This window comes from Pseudomonas sp. Irchel 3A7, assembly GCF_900187565.1.
GTDB lineage: Bacteria > Pseudomonadota > Gammaproteobacteria > Pseudomonadales > Pseudomonadaceae > Aquipseudomonas.
The window spans coordinates 186,399-201,968 of the sequence record NZ_FYED01000012.1 but is presented as its reverse complement, the minus strand read 5'-3'; the positions used below and the strand labels follow the sequence as shown (position 1 = coordinate 201,968).

Sequence of the window (15,570 nt, the reverse complement as noted above, 5' to 3'; positions counted from 1 at the left end):
TGTACACTTGTGCACTGAAATTTTTATTCAAGCCCCTTTTCGGGCCTGTTCGGGTGCCTAAGACTGCCGCACTTTCGCCTTTCACGCCAGTCGCAGATGCTCGAAAGGCCTGTACTACTGCACCCAACGCTGCAGAATTTGCTGAAGATCAGTACGTTTGAAGGGCTTGGCCAGGTAATCGTTCATCCCCGCCGACAAACAGGCTTCGCGATCCCCCTGCAGGGCATTGGCGGTCAGGGCGATGATCGGCAAGTCGGTGCAACCGGGCAGCTGGCGAATCTGCCGGGTGGCCTCGTAACCATCGATGACCGGTAATCGGCAGTCCATCAGGATCGCTTCGAAAATCAGGGTCTCGGCACTGCGCACCGCCTGCGCGCCATCGGCGGCGACGCTGACAGTAAAGCCCAGGCTGCGCAACATGGCTTCGATGACCGTCTGATTGACCGGGTTGTCCTCGACCAGCAACACATTGCGACCTTCGCCATCATCATTACCGGTGGGCGCTCGCGGCGTCAGCACCGGCAGTGGCTGCTGATAAATCGCCAGCGGGATTTCCAGCGTGAACACCGAGCCACGACCTTCTTCGCTCTGCGCTCGCAGGGTACCGCCCATGCGTTCGGCCAGGGTGCGGGCAATCGGCAGGCCCAGGCCGGTGCCGCCGTAACGTCTTGAAATAGAACTGTCGGCCTGTTGAAACGCGTTGAACATCAATTCCAGGCTCTCGGCCGCAATGCCGATTCCGCTGTCGCGCACGGTACAGGTGAACCACAACAATTCGTGATCCAGTGACTGCCACTGCGGTTCGATGGACACACGGCCCTGCTCGGTAAATTTCAGCGCGTTGCCGATCAGGTTGACCAGAATCTGCCGGATTCGTGTCGGATCGCCTTGCACCTGCAACTCCCGCATATCCTCCGGAATGTGCAATTGCAGATCCAGGCCGCGTTGGGCCGCGCTGTGCTGGAATGACTGCGCACAGGCGCCGATCAGGTCGGCGAGGTTGAACGGAATGTGCTCCAGCTCCAGTTCCGAACGTTCGATGCGCGAGAAATCCAGAATGTCGTTGATGACTTTGAGCAAATGCTCGGTGGACTCCGAAGCCAGCGCCGCGTATTCGACCTGCTCCGGCGTCATATCCGTGGTCTCAAGCAACTGAAGCATGCCCAGCACGCCATTCATCGGCGTGCGCAGTTCGTGGCTCATCATCGCGAGGAAGTCGGACTTGGCCTTGTTGGCCTTTTCCGCTTCTTCGCGGGTCTGGATCAACTGTGCCATGGCCTGGTGCTGTTCGCGGCTGGCCTGTTCGAGGCCGCTGGCGAGGTTATTGATGTGCTGCGACAGTGCACCCAGCTCGGTGTCATCGACAATGGGCAGCGGCGTTTTGTAGTCGCCGTCCTGGATTGCCTTGACCGCGTTGCCGATGTCGCGGATCGGTTGCGACAGGCTGCCCGCCAGGCGCCGGGCGAGGATGAAGGTAAACAGCAGGGCGAACAGGGCCAGGATCGCGGCCTTGAACAGGATCTCCTGCTGGCGCTGACTGAACGCATCGTTGGACAGGCCGACGATCACCCGGCCCAGATAGTCCTCGGCGGGGGCGTTGGTGGCGACCTTGTTGTTCTGGAAGAAATCGTTGTGCAGGGGGATCCGCTGCAATCGCACCGGCGCCTGGAACACTTCGACCTGATGCGGGCGGGCGTGGTTGGCCGACGGTTGTTCGACATACACCAGAATCCGGTTGGCACTGTCCTGGATTTCCAGGAACCGTACGTTGGGCGTGGCCAGTGTGGCCTTGAGCAAGCTTTCCAGCACTTCGTTGTTGCCGGAAATCACCCCGTATTCGGTGGCCGGGGCCAATTGGTTGGCGATGAGTTGCCCGGTGTGGTTGAGCTCCTGGCGCAGATCCTGGATTCGCACAAAGGTAAAGAAGCTGATCAACAGCAATGTCAGCAGCAGGGCAGGGCCGAGGCTGATGAGCTGGGTCCGGGTGTTGATGTCCCAACGGCGGCGGAAGGTCATGGGCGGCGTTCTCTTTCAGCCAACAGTGTTGCGACAGACGCTTCGTTTATCTGTTCAATACCTAATGAACGAGCCACCTGCGGGTTGCTTGAGACTTTGAAGCGAAGCGGGTAGTACGTGCGCGGCCAGGTCGAGGGTGGCAAGTCGAGCAATTCATCGAGAATGGTCAGCCAGTCGTTCTGATCGCTGTAGGTGCTGGCCAGGCTCCCGGCTCTGACGAAGCCGGCGTTGGGGCCGATCAGTGCCCGTTGTCGTGAGTAACTGCTGAGCAGCAGGTTTTTGGCGGTTTTCGGGTTGTACAGATCGGGGTCATCCAGGCCCAGCAGCACATCGCTGTTGTTCAGCAAGGTTTGCAATGGACGGCTGTCGTGGATGTTGTCCCAACGCTCGGTAACCACTTCAAGCCCAAGGGGATGAGCGGCCCGGCGCAGTTCTTTCAATAGAAACTCGCTGTGTTCGTCGTACAGCACGCCGACCCGTTTGACTTGGGGCAGGAGCAGTCGGGTCAGGCGCAATTGACGCTCCAGCGGCGGGTCGCTCCAGAGCAGGCTCAGGTGCTCGGGCAGATTGTCGCCCAGGTGTTGTCGAGCTTGCAGGCGGCTGATGCGCAACACCAGTGTCGCCGGGCCTTGGTCGTCTTGCAGGCGCCAATCGAGGCTCGGCAAGTCGAGCAGAATCAAGCGGATGTCGTCCGACAGTTTTCCCGGTGACGGCAGGTCGGCCAACGGCTGGAAGCGTACGCGATCGCCAGGGCGCAATTCGCGCAGGGCCTGGACGAAGGTTTGCACGCCGGGACTGTCTTCGGCACCCGTCAATAGAATCTCCGCGGCATTGGCCGACAGGTTGCCCAGCCAACCGCTGACCACCAGGCACAGCATCGCCAGCAGGCGACCAATGCCTGGCGTCTTGCGTGGCGGACAATGTGCCATTTAAAACGCCAGCTCCGCACTGAAGTACATCACCCGACGCTCATCGTAGTTGTTGTCGACGAAAGTGGCAGGCTGATGATCGAGGCGTTGCTGGAGTACGCCGGCCAGTTCCAGGCTGGCCTTGCCCAGGCCGATACGTTTGGCGATGCGGGTGTCGACCCGCTCGAAGCGGTAGCCATTGAGTGCATCGTCGCCATAGTAGAAAAGTGCAGTGTTCCAGCCATGGCCCCAGTCCCGCATCCAGCCGGCGGAACCGCTGTTGCGCGCGGTCTGTCGTGCGTCTTGGGGATCGCTTGCGTCGGCATCGACGTAGGCATAGGTCAGGCGCAATCGATCGGTATTGCCGATTCTCCAGTCGAGTTGGGTTTCGGCACCCGAAAAGCGCGCCGTGTTGCTGTTACTGGCGATGAACTGATTGTTGCGCAGCGGTTCGCTGATCATGCCGGTGATTTCGTCATGGAACAGCTTCACATCGATCGCCAGCCCCCACTCGGCAAAATAGCCGTTGTAGCCCAGTTCCCGCGATCGCATGTGTTCTTGATCAAGGTCACCAGGGCCACGGGTCTTGACGAAATAGCGGGCGCTGGACTGGCCATAGGCAGCGGGTTGCAGGTTGGTGACCTGGTAACTCCAGTTGACGCTGTTCTCGAACATGTCCGGCGAACGGATAGCTTCGGAATACACCGCGCGCAAACCGTGGCGCGGGTTGATCAGGTAATTGACCGCCACCCTCGGGGTCAGCGAGCTGCCGATCAACTGCGTGTCTTCGAACATGGCGCCGCCTTGCAGCAACCAGTGTTCACTGGCACGCCATTCGAGCTGGCCGAATGCACGCCAGGTGGTGTCATCGAGGGTGCCATTGAAGTAGGTCTCGGAGTCTGCACGGTCGTAACGATAGTTCAAGCCGCTGACCAGACGCAGGCTATCGGACAGGCTCAGGGTGTCCTGCAGTTCGAGGTCGTAGCGTGTCTCCCGGGTGCTCTGGTCGATGTCGCCGCAAACCGTCTGCCGGGCGCCGTTGCGCCATTGGTCGAGTACCTGGTTGGCCAATACCTGCTGGCCGGGACCGCCGGCGGGTGCACCGGGACCGGTGAAACGCTCGATGTTGCGTGCCAGACGCTCGGTGTAGTTCGGGTTGAGCTGCCAGAGTTCGGTCAGCTGCGGGCTGAACGACACTTCGGCATCACAGGCGCGCCAGGTTTGCTGTCGATCCCAATGCTGCGCCGAGCCCTGGATGTACAGGCTGTGATCGGGATTGATGTCGAAGTTCCAGCGCAGCGAGCCGGCGTAGTCCTTGGCGGTGACGTCGGAATTGTTTCCTGAACTGGTAATCCCGGAAAACACCGGTCGGTAGGTATAAGGCCGCTGGTTGCTGCCTTCCTTGGCGTTCAATTGCCAATCGATGCTTTGCCGCTCGTTGAGTGCCTGACTGACGGCCAGGTTGAAGCGGTTCAGGCGGCGACTGTCGCGGTAATCGGCGCCGTTGCGATCGGTGTCGAAGCCATCATCCTGCTGGCCGGACAGCGACAGGCGCAAGTCGCCGTCATCCCATCCCACGCCCTGGCTGGCATAAAAGTCGTTGATGCCGCGTTGGCCTCGAGTGACTTTCATCCGCGTACCGTGGCTGTCGGCCGGATTGCGCGTGATGATGTTGACCACCGCCATCAGCGCATTGGCGCCATAGCTGACGGTGTTCGGGCCGCGGAAAACCTCGATGCGCTCGATGTCTTCCATGGCCACCGGAATATCGCTCCAGTCCACCGTGGACAGGCCGGCACGGTAGACCGAACGACCATCGATCAAGACCTGCATGCGTCGCGCTTCGGTGGCATTGGTCCCGTGATAGTTCACCACCGCCTGATTGCCGCTGATGTTGCCGACCATCATGCCCGGCACCAGCCGCAGCACTTCGCCGATGTCGCGGGCACCGCTGGCGTTGATCAGGGCATTGTCGATCACCGTCATGCTCCCCGGCACGGCGGCCGGCGACTGTTTCAGGCGCGTGGCCGTGAGCACTTGCGGCAGCGGATCGCTGTCGAGGAACAGATCGTCGGCCAGCAATGGCGAGCTGAAGACCAGCGCCAGTACCAACGGCGAGCGGGGTGAAGGCGAACCCAATGGCACAACACATCCTTGTTATTAATTGTTGGCGCGCATGTTAACCGAGCTGAATGACTTTTCCAGTCACGATGTCAGCACTTTCCTCGGTTTTATCGGACTTCTATGCTTGTGCGCGGGTAATTGACGCGGGGGCTGGCCGCTACTGGGGCGCTCCGTATAATGCCGACATCGCCACTGGTATGGATTAACGGATTGCATATGACTGAACAGCGCCCGATTGCGGTCCTGGGAGGCGGAAGTTTTGGTACCGCCGTGGCTAACCTGCTGGCTGAAAACGGACATCAGGTCCTGCAGTGGATGCGTGACCCCGAACAGGCCGAGGCCATCCGGGTCAACCGCGAGAACCCGCGGTATCTCAAAGGCATCAAGATTTTGCCGGGCGTGACCGCGGTCACCGACCTGCAAGCCACCCTGGAGGCCTGCGACCTGAGTTTCGTCGCATTGCCGTCCAGCGCATTGCGCTCGGTGCTGGCGCCACATGCCGAACGGCTGAGCGGCAAGCTACTGGTGAGCCTGACCAAGGGCATCGAAGCCCACACCTTCAAACTGATGAGCCAGATCCTCGAAGAGATCGCCCCGCAAGCACGTATCGGCGTGTTGTCGGGGCCGAATCTGGCCCGTGAAATCGCCGAGCACGCGCTGACCGCCACGGTGGTCGCCAGTGAAGACGAAGAACTCTGCGAACGGGTTCAAGCCGTGCTGCATGGCCTTACCTTTCGTGTGTACGCCAGCGGCGACCGTTTCGGCGTGGAGCTGGGCGGGGCGTTGAAAAACGTCTACGCAATCATCGCCGGCATGGCGGTGGCAATGGGCATGGGCGAAAACACCAAGAGCATGCTGATCACCCGGGCTCTGGCGGAAATGACCCGCTTCGCGGTGAATCAGGGCGCCAACCCGATGACTTTCCTCGGTCTGGCGGGCGTGGGTGACTTGATCGTGACCTGCTCATCGCCCAAAAGCCGTAACTATCAGGTCGGGTTTGCCCTCGGCCAGGGGCTGAGCCTGGAAGAGGCGGTCAACCGTCTGGGCGAAGTGGCCGAAGGCGTGAACACCCTCAAGGTACTCAAGGCCAAGGCCCAGGAAGTGGGCGTGTACATGCCGCTGGTCGCCGGGCTGCACGCGATCCTGTTCGAAGGGCGCACGCTTGAACAGGTGATCGGGCTGCTGATGCGCGGCGAACCGAAAACCGACGTCGACTTTATTTCCACCAGCGGCTTCAACTGAGCCCTCAACGCAACAGGAACGGAGCGAAACATGAGCGATCAAAAAGTAGAAGCCAAATACGAGTCCATCCTGCTGCGGGTGTTGTGGATGATCGTCTTTGTGCTGGTCTGGCAAGTGGCGCAATTCATCCTTGGCGCCTTGGTGCTGGTGCAGTTGATCTATCGTTTGATCTATGGCGCCCCGAGCGCCAGCCTGATGAACTTCGGCGACAGTCTGAGCCAGTTTCTGGCGCAGATCGGTCGTTTCGGCAGTTTTCACAGCGACCAGAAGCCTTGGCCGTTCGCCGATTGGCCAGCGCCGCGTACGCCGGAAGGTGAAGCGCCGCACGTCGTGGCACCCGCCCCGCATCCGGCCCGAGATGAGGAACCCAAGCTATGAAACTCTGGGTATTGCGTCATGGTGAAGCCGAGCCACACGGTTCCAAGCCCCACGATTCGGAGCGGGAACTGACTGCCAATGGTCGTGAAGAAGTACTGCGTGCCGCCGCCAACCTGATTGGCCAGCCGCTGACAGCGATTTATGCCAGTCCTTACACGCGAGCGCAGCAGACTGCGCAACTGGTAAAAGACACCTTGGGTTTCGAACCGGAGATTCGCACTGTTGAGTGGCTGACCCCGGATTTCGATCCCGACAGGGTTACCGACCAGCTGAAGTCGGTGACCAATGTGCTGCTGGTTTCTCATAATCCGCTGGTAGGGCATCTGCTCAGTTACCTGCAACATGGTGCAGGTCATCCGCCGGAGAGGCTCAGCACCGCCGGCCTGGCCGAACTGGAAAGCAATGAACTGCTGATCGGGGCGATGAAGCTCAACAGCATCAAGCATCCTTAACTCAGCTTCAGGGTTCACTACCTCCCCTGAAAAAGACCGATCACTGTGGGAGCGAGCCTGCCCGCGATGAGGGAGTGTCAGTCGCCATCAATGTAGCCTGACACGCCGCTTTCGCGAGCAGGCTCGCTCCCACAGGGGAGATCAGTGTTTGAAAAAAATTGTATGAAATAGCTAACCAAGCACTTGCTTGGTTAGCTACGCTTGCTCCACAACAAAAAAAAGGAGCGAGTCGCATGTCTGCTGCTTTCCGTTTGCCGCTGGACGTGTTCTACGAGCGTGAGGCCCGTCACCCCCGTCAACGCTTTCTGGTCCAGCCCATCGGCGGCGGACAGGTCGAGACACTGACCTGGGCCGACGTCGGTCATCAGGCCCGCTGCGCGGCGCACTGGCTGCGGTCGCGGGAACTGCCCCAGGGCAGTCACATCGCCCTGATCTCGAAAAACTGTGCGCACTGGATCATTGCTGACCTGGCGATCTGGATGGCCGGGCATGTCTCGGTGCCGCTGTACCCGAACCTTACCGCCGAGTCCGTGGCCCAGGTGCTGGAACATTCGGAAGCGGCGCTAGCCTTTATCGGCAAACTCGATGACTGGTCCGGCATGTCCCGTGGGGTCAGCCCGGACCTGGTGACCATCAGCCTGCCGTTGCATCCACCGGGCGACTTCGATTTCAGCTGGGCCGATCTGCAACACAGCACGCCGATCCAGGACGACCCGAAACCCGGCGCCGACCAACTGGCGACCATCATCTACACCTCCGGCACCACCGGCATGCCCAAAGGGGTGATGCACAGCTTCGGCACCCTGGGATTCGCCACCACCCGCGGCACGCAGCTGTTCGGCCTGAGTGAGTCGGACCGACTGCTGTCTTATCTGCCTCTTTGTCATGTTGCCGAGCGAATGTTCGTCGAACTGGCGTCGATCTACACTGGACAAACCGTGTTCTTTGCCGAAAGTCTCGACACCTTCCTCGACGATCTGCGGCGCGCCCGGCCGACGGCGATGTTTGGTGTGCCGCGCATCTGGACCAAATTCCAGATGGGGGTGTACAGCAAGATTGCGGCAAAACGCCTCGACTTCCTGCTTGGCCTGCCAATCATCGGCAAGCGCGTCGGGCACAAAGTCCTCGCCGGGCTGGGGCTCGATGCCTTGCGCGTGGCGTTGTCCGGCGCCGCGCCAGTGCCGCTGACGTTGTTGCGCTGGTATCAGAAGCTTGGGCTCGACGTGCTGGAGGTCTACGGCATGACCGAAAGTTGCGGCTATTCGCACATCTGCCTGCCGGGTCAGTACAAGGAAGGCTGGATCGGCAAGCCCTGCCCGGAAGTCGAAGTACGAATCGATGAGTCGGGTGAGGTACAGGTGCGCAGCGGCGCGACCATGCTCGGGTACTTCAAGGATCCGCAGAAAACCGCCGAGACCATCACCGAGGACGGTTTCCTGCGCACCGGCGACAAAGGTGAAGAAGACGTTGAAGGCAACCTGCGCCTGACCGGGCGCCTGAAAGAAATCTTCAAGACCAGCAAAGGCAAATACGTGGCGCCGGCACCCATCGAAAATCGCTTGGCGGTGCATTCGCGTATCGAGCAGGTATGTGTGGTCGGCGACGGCTTGAGTGCGCCGCTTGGCCTGTGCGTACTGTCTGCGGTGGGGCAGCAGGACGCGGGCGGTACGGCGCGCGCCGGCTTGCATTCGAGCCTGGAGAAACTGCTGGAAGAGGTCAACGCGGCCCTTGATAAGCACGAGCGCTTGCGGCGGCTGGTGGTGGTCAAGGACAGTTGGGCCGTGGAAAACGGCTTCCTCACGCCGACCCTGAAGATCAAGCGCAATGTGATCGAAGCGGCCTATGGTGCCCGCTTCGAAGAATGGAGCGAGCGCAGCGAAGTGGTGCTGTGGCAGGATTGAGACACGAACAAAACCAACAAGGAAAATCGGCGATGAGTCTGTGGCGCACCCTTCCCAACATCGAACAGTTGAATGCTTTCCAGAAAAACACCATCGGCGAAGTGCTGGATATCCGTTTCGAAGCCGTCGATGACGATTCTTTGACCGCAAGCATGGTCATCGATCACCGCACCCATCAGCCTTACGGCTTGCTGCATGGCGGTGCCTCGGTGGTGCTGGCCGAGACCGTCGGTTCCATGGCCAGTTTCCTGTGCATCGACTCCAGCAAGTTTTACTGCGTGGGCCTGGAAATCAACGCCAACCATCTTCGCGGCCTGCGCAGTGGAAGGGTGACGGCAGTGGCCAGGCCGATCCACATCGGCCGCACGACCCATGTCTGGGATATCCGTTTGACCAGCGACGAAGGCAAGGCCAGTTGCGTCTCGCGGTTGACCATGGCGGTGGTGCCGTTGGGTGAGAATCCGCCGGCGCGCTGACCAACGAAGCCCTGTAGGAGCGAGCTTGCTCGCGATGGTCGTTAACGAAAACCCGGGGAGCCTGGTACCCCGCGGCGTTCTTGAATCCATCGCGAGCGAGCTCGCTCCTACAGTACAAGGATCGGCATTCGCATGACCGGACTGTCATCATTCCTGTCAGTTACGGTCATTGCCGCAGGACGCGGTCTTACGGACAATCAACACCTGTTTTCGCTCATGGATTTGCCGGTTATGTCGCAACAGATATTTTTCGCCCATGCCAATGGATTCCCTTCGGGCACCTACGGCAAGTTGTTCGCGGCGCTGGCGCCCGAGTATCAGGTGACGCATCTGGAGCAGCACGCCCATGACCCGCGTTTCCCGGCGGACGACAATTGGTACAACCTGGTGGATGAGCTGATCCATCACCTGCGCCAGCAAGCCGAACCGGTGTGGGGCGTCGGCCATTCCTTCGGTGGTGTGCTGCACCTGCATGCCGCGTTGCGTTGCCCCGAGCTGTATCGCGGGGTGGTGATGCTCGATTCGCCGGTATTGACCCGTGCCGATCAGTGGGTGATCCGTGCCGCCAAGCGCTTGGGCTTCATCGACAAGCTGACGCCCGCTGGCCGTACGCTGGGACGACGCGAAGAATTCGCCGACCTCGAAAGCGCCCGTCGCTATTTCGCCGGTAAAACCCTGTTTCGCGGTTTCGACCCGGACTGTTTCGATGCTTACCTGCAATACGGTTTGCAGCAGGTTGGCGACAAGCTGCGCCTGCGCTTCGATCCGGCCACGGAAATCAGCATCTATCGGGGCGTGCCCCACACCAGCCCGGGCCGTGCCCGGCAGTTGAAAGTGCCGCTGGCGGTGGTTCGCGGGCACAAGAGCAGGGTGGTGATGCGTCATCACGCCAGTTCGGTCGGGCGCATGCCGCTCGGCGAAGCCCTGACCATGCCCGGTGGTCATATGTTTCCCCTCGAACGCCCTCAGGATACTGCCGCGATGTTGAAGAACCTGTTCAGTCGCTGGGACGGTCGCCAACAGGACTGCGCATGAGCAGCGTCGTCGAAGAGGTTCGCCTGAGCCTGCCGCACATCGAGCTGGCGGCACACCTGTTCGGTCCCGAAGACGGTTTGCCGGTGATTGCCTTGCACGGCTGGCTCGACAACGCCAACAGTTTCGCCCGGCTGGCACCGAAGCTCAAAGGCCTGCGCATCATTGCCCTGGACATGGCCGGTCACGGTCATTCCGGGCATCGCCCGAGCGGCGCCGGCTACGCCATGTGGGACTACGCACACGATGTGCTGCAAGTCGCCGAACAGCTTGGCTTGCGCCGATTTGCGCTGATGGGGCATTCCATGGGGGCGATCGCTTCCTTGATCATCGCCGGTTCGCTGCCGGATCGGGTCACACATCTGGCGTTGATCGACGGCGTCATTCCTCCTACAGACAAAGGCGAAAATGCTGCCGAACGCATGGGCATGGCCCTGCAGGCGCAGCTGGATTTGCGGGGAAAACGCAAACCGGTCTACAACACGCTCGAACGGGCCATCGAGGCGCGCATGAAGGGCTTGGTGGCGGTCAGTCGCGAAGCCGCGGAGTTACTGGCCCAGCGCGGCTTGATGCCGGTGCCGGGAGGTTACACCTGGCGCACCGACAACCGTCTCACACTGCCATCGCCGCTACGCCTGACCACTGAACAGGCCATGGCCTTCGTCCAGCGCATCAGTTGTCCTGCAAAACTGGTGGTGGCTGCCGACGGCATGCTCGCCAAACACCCCGAATTGCTGGAGCGTCTACCCTTTAGCCGTGAACAGCTGCCAGGTGGCCATCATTTGCACCTGAATGACGAGTCCGGTGCCGATCTTGTCGCAGACTGTTTCAATCGGTTTTTCGCCGTTCCTTGACTTGCGCCGGGCAACTGTCGAGGCTGGGCGGGTTGAAATGGGAGACAACCATGATAGATCTGTACACCGCTGCGACCCCGAATGGCCACAAGGTCTCTATCGTGCTCGAGGAACTCGGCTTGCCTTATACGGTGCACGCCTTGAGTTTCGACAAAAAGGAACAGAAGTCCCCGGACTTCCTCAAGATCAACCCCAACGGCCGGATTCCGGCGATTGTCGACCGCGCCAACGGCGATTTCGCCGTGTTCGAATCCGGCGCCATCCTGATTTACCTCGCTGAAATGACCGGCAAACTGTTGCCCGCCGACCCCAAGGGGCGCTCGGTGGCGTTGCAGTGGCTGATGTTCCAGATGGGCGGGATCGGCCCGATGCAGGGGCAGGCCAACGTGTTTTTCCGTTACTTCCCGGAAAAACTCCAGGGCGCCATCGACCGCTATCAACATGAAACCCGGCGCCTCTACGAAGTGCTCGATACGCGTCTGCAAGACGTTGAGTATCTTGCCGGCGAGTACAGCATTGCCGATATTGCGACGTTCCCCTGGGTGCGTGGCTACGAGTGGTCCGGTGTTCCGGTGGATGGCCTGACGGCGTTGCAGCGCTGGATGGCAACCATGGAGGCGCGGCCGGCGGTGCAGCGCGGGTTGCTGATTCCTGAACGCACCGATGACGAAAGCGTCGTCAAGGGTGCCCAGGCCATGCTGATCCGATGAGTCTATCGATGCGTTCTCTCAGTCTGCTGGCGCTGTGCAGTTTCAGTCCCTTGTTGTTTGCCGCTGATATTCCAGGCAGTCAGGACCTGCCGATCGTGCCGCGCATGGTCGATGCGCAAATCGTCGACTATCGCCCGGCGACCGAACTTGAGCGGATTTATCCCCTGGGTTCGATCCGCAAGATCAGCGGCCAGTTGCGCTTCGATGGCCAGGTCAGCGCCCGTGGCAACGCCACCTCGGTGACTTATGAACTGCCACCGGAGCATTCGGCGACGCAAGCTTTCACCGCTGCCCGCGAAGCCTTGCAGAAGCAGGACGCCCAGTTGCTGTTCTGGTGCCAGGCCCGCGATTGCGGCGAAAGCAGCCTGTGGGCCAATGAGGTGTTTGGCAACGCCAAGCTCTATGGCTCGGATAATGAGCAGGCGTACCTGCTGTTGCGTCTGGCGGCGCCGAAGGACAACACGCTGGTTGCGCTCTACAGCATCACGCGCGGCAATCGCAAAGCTTATCTGCATGTCGAACAGTTCGAGGCCGCGGCACCTCTGGGCGATTTGCGGCCGACGTCCGCGACTTTGCTGCGTGAACTCAAAAGCACTGGCGAACTCGACTTCCCCAAGCTGACCAGTGCACCCGATGACACCTGGTTGCGCTTGATCTCCCGTGGCTTGAACCTGGACACGACGCTGAGGGTCAGTGTTTCCGGTCCGACTGCCGAAGCCTGGCGTCAGGCGCTGATCGAACAGGGCGTGCGTGCCGCGCGACTGGAAACCGGTAGCATCGAAGGCTCTGGCCTGCACATCCAACTGTTGCGATAAGCTTTATCGGGCGAACGCGTATCGAAGCGTTCGCCTACTCTTTTGCTGACTGATTTATTCGAGATTTCAAATGATCAATAACGATCGGCTGTTGGTGCAGATCCTGCTCCTGGTGCTGTTTGGCGCGAGCTTCTGGGTGATGGCACCGTTCTGGTCGGCGCTATTCTGGGGGGCGGTGCTGGCGTTCGCCAGTTGGCCGCTGATGCGCCTGCTGACCCGCTGGCTCAATGGTCGCGAGTCCCTGGCGGCAGCAGTGTTGACCGTGGGCTGGATGGTGCTGGTGGCGGCGCCACTGGTGTGGCTGGGATTCAACCTGGCGGATCATGTACGTGATGCCGTGGCGTTCATCAAGGATGTGCAGATGGATGGCCTGCCGGAAGCGCCGGACTGGCTGGGCGGTATTCCGTTGGTGGGCGGGCGTCTGATGGGGATCTGGAACAGCATCGACCAGCAGGGTGCGGCGATGATGGTGTCACTCAAGCCCTATTTCGGGCAGGTCGGTAACTGGTTGCTGGCGCGCAGTGCGCAGATCGGCGGCGGCATTCTCGAACTGACCTTGAGCATTGTCTTCGTGTTCTTTTTCTATCGTGACGGGCCACGGTTGGCGGCGTTTGTTCATAGCCTGCTGGAGCGCCTGATCGGCAAGCGTGCAGGGTACTACATCGAACTGGTGGCGGGCACGGTGCAGCGGGTCGTTAACGGGGTGATCGGCACGGCGGCGGCCCAGGCGGTATTGGCGTTGACCGGGTTCCTGATTGCCGGGGTGCCGGGGGCGCTGGTACTCGGTATCGTGACGTTCCTGCTCAGCCTGATTCCCATGGGGCCGCCGCTGGTGTGGATTCCGGCCACGGCCTGGCTGGTCTGGCAAGGCGAGTACGGGATGGCGGTGTTCCTCGGGATCTGGGGCACATTCATCATCAGCGGCGTGGACAACGTGCTCAAGCCGTACCTGATCAGTCGCGGCGGGAACTTGCCGTTGGTGATCGTGCTGCTGGGGGTGTTTGGCGGTTTGATCGCGTTCGGTTTCATCGGATTGTTCATCGGTCCGACTTTGCTGGCGGTGGCGTACAGTTTGTTGACCGACTGGAGCAAGAGTCAGGCCCGGGTCGAAGACCGTCGCTGATTCGAGGAGGGATTGCGAGAGGGCAGGAATACAGACTCGCGTTGGTCCGGCGGACGGATGATGGGGACCGTCAGACCAACGCCAGGCTGTAAAAGCGGCTCGGGCTTCCTTGCCCGAGTCGTGTAGCGGGGTCAATCAGAACTTGGCTTCGGCATCCAGTTGCAGGGTGTTGATGTCCGAATCCTTGAGGGTGGCGTTGGTGTAGTCGGAGTTCGCCATGAAGTACGTCGCACCCAGGGTGAAGTTCTTGTCCAGCTCGTAGCTCACTTTCAGCTTGCTGCCGCGCGAACCGGTGAAGCCGTTGGCGAAGTCGGAGTCGGTGAACGCACCCACAACGGCGTTACGCTGTACATCGCGGTAGTTGTAATCCAGACCGAAGCCATAGACCTTGGTTTTGACACCGGCCAGCCAGCCCATGTCCTGGTCGTTGCTGGCATCGTCGTTGTTGACGACTTGACCGTACAACGACAGCGGCATTGGCAGGCCGCCGATGTCGATCTGACCAAAGCCTTCGTACAGTTTGAACTGCTCGCCCGGGCTGTTGCCGTTGACGGCCAGTGCGCATGGCGCGGTGACGGTGCCGGAGGTAGGGCAGGCGCTGTCCTGGTCGTTGTCGTAGGCGTAGATGCTGCCACCCAACGTCATTTTCAGGTTGTCGGTGATGGCGAAGCGTGCGCCCAACTGGCCGGCGTAAAGACGCAGGTCGTGCTTGAACTGCACGCCTTCGCCGTCGACGTTGTCCTTGAGGGTGTAGTGACCGGCGCTACCGAACAACTCGGTGGAGCCGCCCAACGGGTATTTGTAAGTGACTGCCAGACCTTCCGGGTTGATGTCGCTATCCCAGATGATGTCGCCCATGCTTACCCATGGTTGTGGCATCTTGCCGCCGATCAGGTGCAGGTTCTTGATGGCGTCGGGGTGGTAGTCCACGTAGCCCTGGTCCAGCCAGATCTGCTTCTTGTCGAAGTAGTTGTTCAGGTCCTGGTTGGTGGAGCGGGCGTCGTCGCTGCTGCCGGTGGCGATACGGATACCGGTGTCGACCTGGGAGTTGATCTCGGTGTAGGCACCCAGACGGGCACGAATGCGTTGGCGATCCGAGTCTTTGTTGTTGGAGACGCCGTCGTTCTTGATGGTTTCCTGACGGAAACGCACGTCGCCCTTGAATTGGGTCTTGGCGGCCCAGGCCAGTTTCTGGTCGAAGGTGCTCAGTTCGTTGGTTTTCTTCGCGGTGGCCGCGATCTGCTCGTTGGTCTCTTGCTGAGCCTGGCGGGCGATTTGCTGTTCTTTCTGATCCCTGGCCAGCTCAGCTTGCAGTTCGCTGTACTGCGCGTTGGTAATCGAGCCGTTAGCCTTGAGCATGTCGAGCAGTTTGGCGTCGACTGCGGCGCTGGCAGGAACACTCATGGCCAGCAACAGACCACCACACAGGGCTGCCGCAGTTTTCGTGGAAGCAAGACGCATATCAATCTCCGAAGATGAGAGTGGATGACTGAGCCATCCCGGGCACAACCGACCATTGATGGACGGAAAACAGTGGCC

14 protein-coding genes are annotated in these 15,570 nt (G+C 60.5%); 10 read left to right on the top strand and 4 right to left on the bottom strand.

Annotated features, from left to right (window positions below):
* Positions 1-114 precede the first annotated feature (114 nt).
* From CKW21_RS20660 to CKW21_RS20650, 3 genes are read right to left on the bottom strand one after another with little or no spacing between them, the layout of a single operon-like run.
* Entirely contained in the window at positions 115-2,016 is a 1,902-nt protein-coding gene (locus CKW21_RS20660; RefSeq protein WP_095195766.1) for an ATP-binding protein, read from the bottom strand.
* A complete protein-coding gene (locus CKW21_RS20655; RefSeq protein ID WP_095195765.1) occupies positions 2,013-2,945 on the bottom strand; it encodes an ABC transporter substrate-binding protein in 933 nt (310 codons plus the stop codon). The genes CKW21_RS20660 and CKW21_RS20655 overlap by 4 nt, the downstream gene beginning before the upstream one ends.
* Positions 2,946-5,069 (bottom strand): TonB-dependent siderophore receptor, encoded by a 2,124-nt coding sequence (locus CKW21_RS20650; protein ID WP_095195764.1) that lies wholly within the window; start codon positions 5,067-5,069, stop codon positions 2,946-2,948. It lies immediately after the preceding gene.
* A 195-nt stretch (positions 5,070-5,264) separates the two neighbouring features.
* Here CKW21_RS20650 and CKW21_RS20645 point away from each other — a divergent pair, with 195 nt between their 5' ends.
* The 10 genes from CKW21_RS20645 to CKW21_RS20600 all read left to right on the top strand — a co-directional run bounded on the left by CKW21_RS20645 (position 5,265) and on the right by CKW21_RS20600 (position 14,031).
* Positions 5,265-6,290 (top strand): NAD(P)H-dependent glycerol-3-phosphate dehydrogenase, encoded by a 1,026-nt coding sequence (locus CKW21_RS20645; RefSeq protein WP_095195763.1) that lies wholly within the window; start codon positions 5,265-5,267, stop codon positions 6,288-6,290.
* 30 nt (positions 6,291-6,320) lie between these two features.
* Positions 6,321-6,668 carry a DUF4389 domain-containing protein gene (locus CKW21_RS20640; RefSeq protein ID WP_095195762.1) on the top strand — a complete coding sequence of 116 codons (348 nt, stop codon included), beginning with the start codon at positions 6,321-6,323 and terminating at the stop codon, positions 6,666-6,668.
* Positions 6,665-7,120 (top strand): phosphohistidine phosphatase SixA, encoded by a 456-nt coding sequence (sixA, locus tag CKW21_RS20635; protein WP_095195761.1) that lies wholly within the window; start codon positions 6,665-6,667, stop codon positions 7,118-7,120. Before CKW21_RS20640 ends, sixA begins: the two co-directional genes overlap by 4 nt.
* A gap of 233 nt (positions 7,121-7,353) precedes the next feature.
* Entirely contained in the window at positions 7,354-9,021 is a 1,668-nt protein-coding gene (locus tag CKW21_RS20630) for an AMP-binding protein (protein ID WP_095195760.1), read from the top strand.
* A 32-nt stretch (positions 9,022-9,053) separates the two neighbouring features.
* The gene (locus CKW21_RS20625) at positions 9,054-9,497 is read left to right on the top strand and encodes a hotdog fold thioesterase (RefSeq protein ID WP_095195759.1); all 444 of its coding nucleotides are present in this window, start codon (positions 9,054-9,056) and stop codon (positions 9,495-9,497) included.
* 231 nt (positions 9,498-9,728) lie between these two features.
* Complete coding sequence (locus CKW21_RS20620; RefSeq protein WP_095195758.1) at positions 9,729-10,532, top strand: alpha/beta fold hydrolase; 804 nt, start codon at positions 9,729-9,731, stop codon at positions 10,530-10,532.
* Positions 10,529-11,383: an alpha/beta hydrolase gene (locus CKW21_RS20615; RefSeq protein WP_095195757.1), complete on the top strand. Its 855-nt coding sequence runs from the start codon at positions 10,529-10,531 to the stop codon at positions 11,381-11,383. Before CKW21_RS20620 ends, CKW21_RS20615 begins: the two co-directional genes overlap by 4 nt.
* 50 nt (positions 11,384-11,433) lie before the next feature.
* Positions 11,434-12,093, top strand: a complete 660-nt coding sequence (locus tag CKW21_RS20610) for a glutathione S-transferase family protein (protein WP_095195756.1) — start codon at positions 11,434-11,436, stop codon at positions 12,091-12,093.
* 8 nt (positions 12,094-12,101) lie between these two features.
* Positions 12,102-12,908 (top strand): DUF4892 domain-containing protein, encoded by an 807-nt coding sequence (locus CKW21_RS20605; protein ID WP_095195755.1) that lies wholly within the window; start codon positions 12,102-12,104, stop codon positions 12,906-12,908.
* 70 nt (positions 12,909-12,978) lie between these two features.
* On the top strand, positions 12,979-14,031 hold the full coding sequence (locus CKW21_RS20600; RefSeq protein WP_095195754.1) for an AI-2E family transporter: 1,053 nt from the start codon (positions 12,979-12,981) through the stop codon (positions 14,029-14,031).
* Positions 14,032-14,166: 135 nt separating this feature from the next.
* Here CKW21_RS20600 and CKW21_RS20595 read toward each other — a convergent pair whose 3' ends face one another.
* Complete coding sequence (locus CKW21_RS20595; RefSeq protein ID WP_095195753.1) at positions 14,167-15,492, bottom strand: putative porin; 1,326 nt, start codon at positions 15,490-15,492, stop codon at positions 14,167-14,169.
* Positions 15,493-15,570: the final 78 nt, after the last annotated feature.

What these genes read in the sequence shown, in the direction of transcription:
- CKW21_RS20610 (WP_095195756.1), top strand. Translation starts at nt 11,434, where the DNA reads ATGATAGATCTGTACACCGCTGCGACCCCGAATGGCCACAAGGTCTCT.
- CKW21_RS20660 (WP_095195766.1), bottom strand. Translation starts at nt 2,016, where the DNA reads ATGACCTTCCGCCGCCGTTGGGACATCAACACCCGGACCCAGCTCATC.
- CKW21_RS20605 (WP_095195755.1), top strand. Translation starts at nt 12,102, where the DNA reads ATGCGTTCTCTCAGTCTGCTGGCGCTGTGCAGTTTCAGTCCCTTGTTG.
- CKW21_RS20645 (WP_095195763.1), top strand. Translation starts at nt 5,265, where the DNA reads ATGACTGAACAGCGCCCGATTGCGGTCCTGGGAGGCGGAAGTTTTGGT.
- CKW21_RS20655 (WP_095195765.1), bottom strand. Translation starts at nt 2,945, where the DNA reads ATGGCACATTGTCCGCCACGCAAGACGCCAGGCATTGGTCGCCTGCTG.
- CKW21_RS20625 (WP_095195759.1), top strand. Translation starts at nt 9,054, where the DNA reads ATGAGTCTGTGGCGCACCCTTCCCAACATCGAACAGTTGAATGCTTTC.
- CKW21_RS20615 (WP_095195757.1), top strand. Translation starts at nt 10,529, where the DNA reads ATGAGCAGCGTCGTCGAAGAGGTTCGCCTGAGCCTGCCGCACATCGAG.
- CKW21_RS20600 (WP_095195754.1), top strand. Translation starts at nt 12,979, where the DNA reads ATGATCAATAACGATCGGCTGTTGGTGCAGATCCTGCTCCTGGTGCTG.
- CKW21_RS20620 (WP_095195758.1), top strand. Translation starts at nt 9,729, where the DNA reads ATGTCGCAACAGATATTTTTCGCCCATGCCAATGGATTCCCTTCGGGC.
- CKW21_RS20640 (WP_095195762.1), top strand. Translation starts at nt 6,321, where the DNA reads ATGAGCGATCAAAAAGTAGAAGCCAAATACGAGTCCATCCTGCTGCGG.
- sixA (WP_095195761.1), top strand. Translation starts at nt 6,665, where the DNA reads ATGAAACTCTGGGTATTGCGTCATGGTGAAGCCGAGCCACACGGTTCC.
- CKW21_RS20595 (WP_095195753.1), bottom strand. Translation starts at nt 15,492, where the DNA reads ATGCGTCTTGCTTCCACGAAAACTGCGGCAGCCCTGTGTGGTGGTCTG.
- CKW21_RS20630 (WP_095195760.1), top strand. Translation starts at nt 7,354, where the DNA reads ATGTCTGCTGCTTTCCGTTTGCCGCTGGACGTGTTCTACGAGCGTGAG.